General features: G+C 37.9%; 7 protein-coding genes and 1 pseudogene. All 8 read right to left on the reverse strand.

Annotated elements, in window-relative coordinates; translation table 11 throughout:
- Nucleotides 1-822: 822 nt before the first annotated feature.
- The gene (minD, locus tag V7147_RS23235; RefSeq protein ID WP_335370173.1) at nucleotides 823-1,623 is read right to left on the reverse strand and encodes a septum site-determining protein MinD; all 801 of its coding nucleotides are present in this window, start codon (nucleotides 1,621-1,623) and stop codon (nucleotides 823-825) included.
- A 2-nt stretch (nucleotides 1,624-1,625) separates the two neighbouring features.
- Entirely contained in the window at nucleotides 1,626-2,318 is a 693-nt protein-coding gene (gene minC / locus V7147_RS23240; RefSeq protein ID WP_438824643.1) for a septum site-determining protein MinC, read from the reverse strand.
- 75 nt (nucleotides 2,319-2,393) lie between these two features.
- Entirely contained in the window at nucleotides 2,394-2,903 is a 510-nt protein-coding gene (gene mreD / locus V7147_RS23245; RefSeq protein ID WP_335370174.1) for a rod shape-determining protein MreD, read from the reverse strand.
- Entirely contained in the window at nucleotides 2,900-3,763 is an 864-nt protein-coding gene (mreC, locus tag V7147_RS23250; protein ID WP_335370175.1) for a rod shape-determining protein MreC, read from the reverse strand. The genes mreD and mreC overlap by 4 nt, the downstream gene beginning before the upstream one ends.
- 76 nt (nucleotides 3,764-3,839) lie before the next feature.
- Nucleotides 3,840-4,862: a rod shape-determining protein gene (locus V7147_RS23255; protein ID WP_335370176.1), complete on the reverse strand. Its 1,023-nt coding sequence runs from the start codon at nucleotides 4,860-4,862 to the stop codon at nucleotides 3,840-3,842.
- Between the two features lie 391 nt (nucleotides 4,863-5,253).
- Nucleotides 5,254-5,925 (reverse strand): RadC family protein, encoded by a 672-nt coding sequence (radC, locus tag V7147_RS23260; RefSeq protein ID WP_335370179.1) that lies wholly within the window; start codon nucleotides 5,923-5,925, stop codon nucleotides 5,254-5,256.
- A 150-nt stretch (nucleotides 5,926-6,075) separates the two neighbouring features.
- Complete coding sequence (locus V7147_RS23265) at nucleotides 6,076-6,642, reverse strand: Maf family protein (RefSeq protein ID WP_335370177.1); 567 nt, start codon at nucleotides 6,640-6,642, stop codon at nucleotides 6,076-6,078.
- A gap of 216 nt (nucleotides 6,643-6,858) precedes the next feature.
- A pseudogene (locus V7147_RS23270) lies at nucleotides 6,859-7,572 on the reverse strand (hypothetical protein); the annotation flags it as partial.

Here is a 7,572-nt window from a genome sequence, read left to right on the forward strand (position 1 = left end):
GTCTTGTAAGCTCTTCGAAATTTTACTTGAAGCTACTTCTTTTTTACTTCCTAAATAGGAAATTGAAGGATCTTTTGCTTGTGCAAATGCCTGCGAAGTTACACTAGGCACAAGTATTAGCGCGCACATTAATACACTTGCAACCTTCGTAAACCTACGTTTCCCTTTTTTCTTCATCAGGTTTCCTCCCATATCAAATTTTTAGTAAATAAGTTTGCAGCCTCCTTCCTTCGAATTCCCATACTCCAAATGCTTCGGGAAACTCCCCCCATTTTTTCTCTAGGTAGAAATCGCGATTTTCCAGTAGAAACCGCATTATGTAGAAGTACAGGTTACATTAACTGTAGCCTTTTAAAATAGGAAAAAGTGTCGAATAATGAAATAACATTTTGAATATTAAGAAATTGGTATTTTTTACTTATTTTGACAAAGTCAATTTAGGAATTTGGAACGAAGAATTATATATTCGTAGAAAAGGTATTTTTATAGGGGTTTTTCCACTAAAATGAGATTTTACAATATCTTTACAAATGTATCACTAATAACTTACTTGCTAGGTAAAATGGCTTAATTGTTACAAGTTCAATATTTATTATTAAAAAATGATTATTTTTTCCTTACTTTATTTTTAAGAATAATAGGAGCAGGCTCGGTTTGGTAAATTATCCCTCTTAATTATGGCTCCATTATAGGTAATGCCCCCTAGTCATCAAGCACGCTTAGAGAAGAATCAGGACCTAATCCTTATGAACAGTCGGAGATTCCAATATCTGGTATGTAAATTTTCAACCAAAAAAAAACCACCTTATCACTAAAGGTGGTTTAACGGACACCAAAGAATTTCTTAATCTTTGTAAACATGCCCTTTGGGTCGTTTTCAAGCGATTGTAATGGAATCGATTCCCCTAAAATTCTTCGAGCAATATTACGATAGGCGATTGCTGTTTTGCTGCTTGAATTCAATGCGATTGGTTCGCCACTATTGGAAGCTTTGATGACTTCATCATCATCTGAGACAATTCCAATCAAATCAATGGAAAGATGTGTTACAATTTCATCGAGATCGAGCATTTCACCTGTCTTCATCATATGATTTCGAATCCTATTTACGATTAGGCGCGGTGGCTCAACTTCCTCTTTTTCTAGTAATCCAATAATCCGGTCTGCATCACGAACGGCTGAAATTTCAGGTGTTGTAACAACTATTGCTTGGTCTGCTCCAGCAACAGCATTTTGAAAGCCCTGTTCAATACCAGCAGGACAGTCGATGATAATGTAATCAAAATCTTGTTTTAACTCTTCGACTAATTTCTTCATTTGGCTAGGCTCTACTGCAGTTTTATCACTTGTTTGGGCAGCTGGCAGTAAATAAAGATGGTCATCGAATCTTTTATCCTTTACTAAAGCTTGTTTGAGCTTACAACGACCTTGAACAACGTCAACTAAATCATAGATGATGCGGTTCTCTAAACCCATGACAACATCTAAATTTCGCAGGCCAATATCTGTATCTATTAAACACACACGTTTCCCTAGCACAGCCAAGGAAGTGCCTACATTAGCAGACGTAGTCGTCTTACCGACTCCACCTTTTCCTGATGTAATAACTATAGCCTCTCCCACAGCTAGATTCCCCCTTCTAACCTTGTTAAGTTAGGTCTTAAATGAGTTAACTGTTGCAATCTATCTACTACAATTGTCTCACTATCGTCCACATATGCACATTCCATTATATTCGTTTCTGTTTGAACAGAGTCTGGTGCTCTATTCATTATATCACCAATTCGAAGCTGGGTAGGTTTCATAACTGACGCCGCAATGATTGCATCTTTTCTTCCATAGAAACCAGCATGTGCAATTCCACGTAACGAACCCAAAATAAAAATATTACCGCCCGCAATAACAGTTGCTCCCGGATTTACATCGCCAACAAGCATAAGGTCTCCATCTACTTTAAGGACTTGTCCAGAACGAACCACCTTTGCCACTGAAACAATCTCATGCTTTTTTTTCATCTCTTCTGCTTCTTGTTTTGTAATCACATCACTATCGATTACATCTACAACTAAATGCTTTTTATTTCGAATAACGGAGCGTACTTCCTCTTCTTGATCTTGTGTTAAAAAACGATTGCCAATTTTTACTTTAACAGGAACAAACGGAACATCATCATTCTTTCTGCGATTCAAGGAAAGCTTAACCTCTAGGTCTGAGATTAGTTCTTTAAATGAACACGAATCATCGAGATGCAACGTTAGTCCGTCTTTTGTCCCTTTTATAGTAACATACTGCTGTTTTTGTCCTTTCACGACGTTCACCTCAACGATATTATACTTCAACAAGAGACTCCCTTTTTCCTGTTAAATCTCAAAGTTTTTTTAGAAAGATTGTCATTACTCTTCTATATGTAGTTTTCCTAGTAATTTCTTAAATGGGTAAGCAAATACTAGTAAGAAAATACTATTTAATAGGATCGTCGGTAAAATTCGGATTTTAGCAAACAATTCAACTGAAAGTGAAGTGGTTCCAATTGCCAAATTTACCGCATACACACAAAATTCCAAAGCAACAATCCCAATTAAACATAAAAATGAGATCACAAATATATTTGTTTGAAGAATCCGACTTGCCCAGGAAATAAGATAGGCCACTAGTGTGTATAGAAACAAATAAACTCCTAGTATTTCAGTATAAACAATATCGTAAAGCAAACCAAAAATAGCCCCATAAATAAGCCCCATTGGTTTATTAAAATAGACTGTTATAAAAGCAATCAAGACAAACAAAAACCGAGGCACATAAACATTTTCCTTATGAAAAATATCTACTGGTACTAAATCTACAAAGCTGCTTTCAAATAAAAAAACGAAGGACAAAATAAGGGGAAGAACGAAACGCTTCACGATTCATCCTCCTCTTCATTTGGAACAACCATCGTTCTTTCAACAATTATAACATGGTCGATTTCATAAAAATCAGCAGCAGGCTTAATATATGCAGTCTTTGTTAACCCATAATCATCTGGAACAACATCCATGACCTCACCTATATAAAGCTCACTCGGGAAAATTCCACCAAGTCCTGATGTAAGTACCTTTTGCTCTTTTTCGATTTTTGCTTCCGGGGTATTGATTTTAAAGAGAAGAGCTTCTTTTTCTTCATCATATCCTTCGATTAACCCCATAATCTTTGTATCCCCCTGAATATAAGCTGAGATACGATTGATACGATTTGGGGAACTCAATAGCTGAATGGTAGATGTAAATGCATTTGTATGCTTTACTTTTCCGATTAAACCTTTTGAAGTGATAACAGCCATGTCAACTTTCACACCATGGTTTGTACCACGATTAACGGTAATAATTTCATGCCATTGGTCAGGGTTACGTCCTATAACCGTTCCCTGGATTTTATTAAATTGATCAAGTGATTCCGTTTTTTTCAGAACATCACGTAATTTTTCATTTTCCTTATCCAATTCCTGTACTCTTGCTTCTAACCGACCATAGGAATCTAGCTTTTCCTTTAAGAGCTGATTCTCTTCAAATGTGTTTTGAATATGATTGACATTATCAAAAAATCCAGCAATGGCTTGAGAGGGTTGATGAAAAATACTTTGAGCCCACCCTACCGAATCCTTTAAAAATTGCTCAGGCCATGATAATTTGTTTCGCTCGTTTAAGGAAAATCCAATCAATGCCACCAGAACGATGATACAAACAAGTAAAATTATTAATCGCTTATTGAGAAAAAATTGTGGCATGTGTTACACCCTCTAACTTTAACTTGATTTCAACACATATAGTGGGGAAAATAATTCCCCCACTATATAAGATTCCTTATCGTAAATCCTTTGTTTTCCCTTTAAATAAATGAATATGATCAAGGGCCTTACCTGTACCAATTGCTACACAATCTAATGGGTTTTCAGCAATAAGAACTGGCATACTGGTCTCTTCACTTATAACCTTATCCAAATTGCGTAATAGAGCTCCACCACCAGCTAAAACTATTCCTCGATCCATAATATCTGCTGCTAGCTCGGGTGGCGTCTTTTCAAGTGTATTTTTAACTGCATCGACAATCGCATACACCGTATCATGAAGGGCATGAGAAATTTCCTCTGCCGTAATTTCTATTGTTTTTGGCAAACCTGTTAATAAATCTCTTCCGCGAATCTCCATGTTTTCTACACCCTCAGGAGCACCGGCTGAACCAATCTCAACCTTAATTGCTTCTGATGTACGATCCCCTATCATGAGGTTGTAGGTTTTACGAATATATTGAATAATGGCATCATCCATTTCATCTCCAGCAATGCGAATTGACTGACTCGTAACAATTCCGCCTAAAGAGATAATGGCAACTTCTGTTGTACCACCACCGATATCAACAATCATACTACCAGTTGGTTCCCACACCGGTAGATTTGCTCCAATCGCTGCTGCAAATGGTTCTTCGATTGGGTATGCATCTCTTGCACCAGCCTGACGAGTAGCATCAATCACCGCACGTTGTTCAACCGCTGTAATACCAGATGGTACACAAACCATAATATATGGCTTTCTCGAGAAAAAGCCTTTCGATTTTACTGCTGAATTAATATAATATTTCATCATTGTCGCAGTTGTTTCGTAGTCAGCAATGACACCATCCTTCATCGGACGAAGTGCAACAACATTGCCTGGTGTACGCCCAATCATGTTTTTAGCGTCATTCCCTACTGCTACAATCTGCTTAGTGTCTGTTTGCATCGCAACAACAGATGGCTCTCTTACTGCAATGCCTTTCCCTTTAATAAAAACAAGTGTATTAGCCGTCCCTAAATCTATACCAAGGTCTCTTGTACCTATTCCAAACATAATATGTATCTTCCTTTCTGATACGCGAATAAAAAATGGTGAATCAAAAATTGTGTTATCGAGCAAAAACTCATAACCAATATTATATCGTACAAAATTAAAAATTAATAGAGGATGTTCAAAAAGTCGAACGAAAATGACGCATCTATAGAGGAACTTCGACTAAATGCCGACACGTCCTGTGTCGAACGTCGAAGTCACCACATCCTGTGGAAGCGCGTTGGCTTGTTTCTCCGGTCCTCACGTATTAACTGCATACGCTCCGGTGCTCAAAACTGCGAAGCCTTGAAATTGCGACGCACAGGACGTGCTAGTGTCGACAAGACATGCGGACGTGGCGTTTTTGTCGACGTGGTCTCTTCACCCTCCTTTTGAACACATATTAATAAAGTCACACATATCCTTTTTCTTTCAGACTGACATATTTGTGTTCACCGATGATTAAGTGGTCCAATAGCTCTATGCCGATTATCCTACCACATTCAACAAGCCGCTTCGTGACTTCTATATCTTCCCGACTTGGTGCCGGATCCCCAGAAGGATGATTATGAATGCAAATGATGGATGCTGCTGACCTTCGAAAGGCCTCCTTATACACCTCTCTCGGATGAACAATCGAGGCATTTAGACTTCCAATAAAAATCGTTTGGCGATGAATGACCTGATTTTTCGTATTCAGGTAAAGACATACAAAATGTTCCTGTGTTAAAAAACGCATATCCTCCATCACATATTTAGCGCCATCCTCTGGGGACCTGATGACATACCGATCCTCATATTGAAGTTTGCCAATTCTTTGGCCTAGCTCAACCGCCGCCATAATTTGTACGGCTTTGGCTTTTCCGATACCTTTAATAGAGGTTATTTCTTCGACAGATGCGTCCTTTAATAATCGAAGACCTTCAAAATGATGCAGTAAGCGGTTTGAAAGTTGAATGACCGATTCTTCCTTTGAACCTGTTCGTAAAAGAATGGCTAAAAGCTCATGGTTTGAAAGGCTGTCAGCACCATCGGAAACTAAACGTTCCCTTGGTCTTTCCTCCTGAGGATAATCTCGAATCATGAGTGCTGATGATTTCAAATAGGTTCCTCCTATCCATTGTACTAGATACTTGGATCCCACCTGTATTAAAGTCACTGACTACCATGTAATTAGCCTATTTATGGCACCGTTTAATTGTGGCATACTTACTACTATGAAATGTTATAAATCTTAACAATGATATCCTAGATTTCTTAGTTCACGAAGGGTTCGTGATACAGGCAATCCCACTACAGTAAAATAGTCGCCTTTAATATGTTTTACGAGTGCGGATCCAAGTCCTTGAATTCCATATGAACCTGCTTTATCCTTTGGTTCGCCTGAAGCAACATATGCTTGAATTTCCTCATCAGTTAAATCCCAGAACGTCACTTCTGTTCTTTCAAAGAACAATTTTTGTGTGTCCTTAAAAAGAATCGCAACCCCTGTTACGACTTCATGTTTTTGATTTGATAAAGTTTTTAATACTTGTATTGATTCCTGCTCGCTTTTAGGTTTTCCTAAAAATTGGTTTTGAAACACAACAGATGTGTCTGCTGCAAGGATATAGGAATCCGGGAATTGTTTTGCAATCGCCTTTGCTTTATTTAAGGCGATTGTCATGACCTTTTCTTCAGGAGTGAGAGTTTCGTCAATGGATTCATCAATATTACTGACGGAAACATCGAAGGAAAGTTTCACATTTCTAAGAAGTTCTTTTCGTCGTGGAGAACCTGAGGCTAAAACGAGGTGCTGCATGTTGATTTCACCCTTTTTTATTTTTTTTCAGAATGGAAGATACTTATTTATCGTAACAAACAAATCATCAATCTACAATTATGTAAAATGCAATTTTACAGATAATTTATTGTTTGAGAAAAATTTCGCTTTATGTAAAAGCTATATAAATCAAGGCATAAAAATGGAAAGGAGCAGATATCCCCTTTCCATTTTCCACGTAAAATTGAATTTTGTCTAGTTTAAATCAGAAATCCAAACTGTATAGGCACGGTAAGCATTTAATAATGATTGCTGTGATTGCCATAATACTTTTTGGTCCCCGCCATTCTTATATTCCTGTAATTGTGTAAAAGCAGACTGTATATCTGTATGGAATTTATTCAGCTGCTCATGAAGGCTATCCGCCTTGAGCTCCTTAACCGCAGCTATTTGTTTCGATAGATTTTCCCATTGTCCATTATCGATTGCCCCTGTTTCGAACGCCTGGGAAGAAAGAGTTACTAATTCCTTAAATACTGGCAGATCTACGGTAATTGCCTCCGAATCTGCTTTTCCTGCATTTGTATACGATCCGCCAGCTACTTCAAAAGTTTTGGTGAAAAAATCTGGAAAGGCTTCTTTGTATTTTGTCTTAATCCCACTAACTGAGCCTTGTTCGGTTCCAATGCCGGCAATTACGAAAAAAGCACCATCCATTTCAACAGCAGTTGCCGCAAAACCCTTTTCTTTAATTTCACTCACAGTTGTACTTGCGTTTTCAGCGGTTGAAAATCTTCCTCCCTGGACTACACCTGCCGATAACGTTTCTAAATCAATTGCAACTTTGCCACTTACGGGCTTATCCTCCTGTTTCCCTGCGGTTGGAGGGTTTTCATCAGTAACTTTAGTTGGCACCTCGTTTTCCACAGGTCCAGCATTTACTTCTTTAACTATTTTTAAAATCATTAA

It is taken from the genome of Bacillus sp. JJ1521, from assembly GCF_036965165.1.
Classification (GTDB): Bacteria; Bacillota; Bacilli; order Bacillales; family Bacillaceae_L; genus Ferdinandcohnia.

What these genes read in the sequence shown, in the direction of transcription:
- V7147_RS23265 (WP_335370177.1), bottom strand. Translation starts at nt 6,642, where the DNA reads ATGCAGCACCTCGTTTTAGCCTCAGGTTCTCCACGACGAAAAGAACTT.
- radC (WP_335370179.1), bottom strand. Translation starts at nt 5,925, where the DNA reads ATGATTCGAGATTATCCTCAGGAGGAAAGACCAAGGGAACGTTTAGTT.
- V7147_RS23255 (WP_335370176.1), bottom strand. Translation starts at nt 4,862, where the DNA reads ATGTTTGGAATAGGTACAAGAGACCTTGGTATAGATTTAGGGACGGCT.
- mreC (WP_335370175.1), bottom strand. Translation starts at nt 3,763, where the DNA reads ATGCCACAATTTTTTCTCAATAAGCGATTAATAATTTTACTTGTTTGT.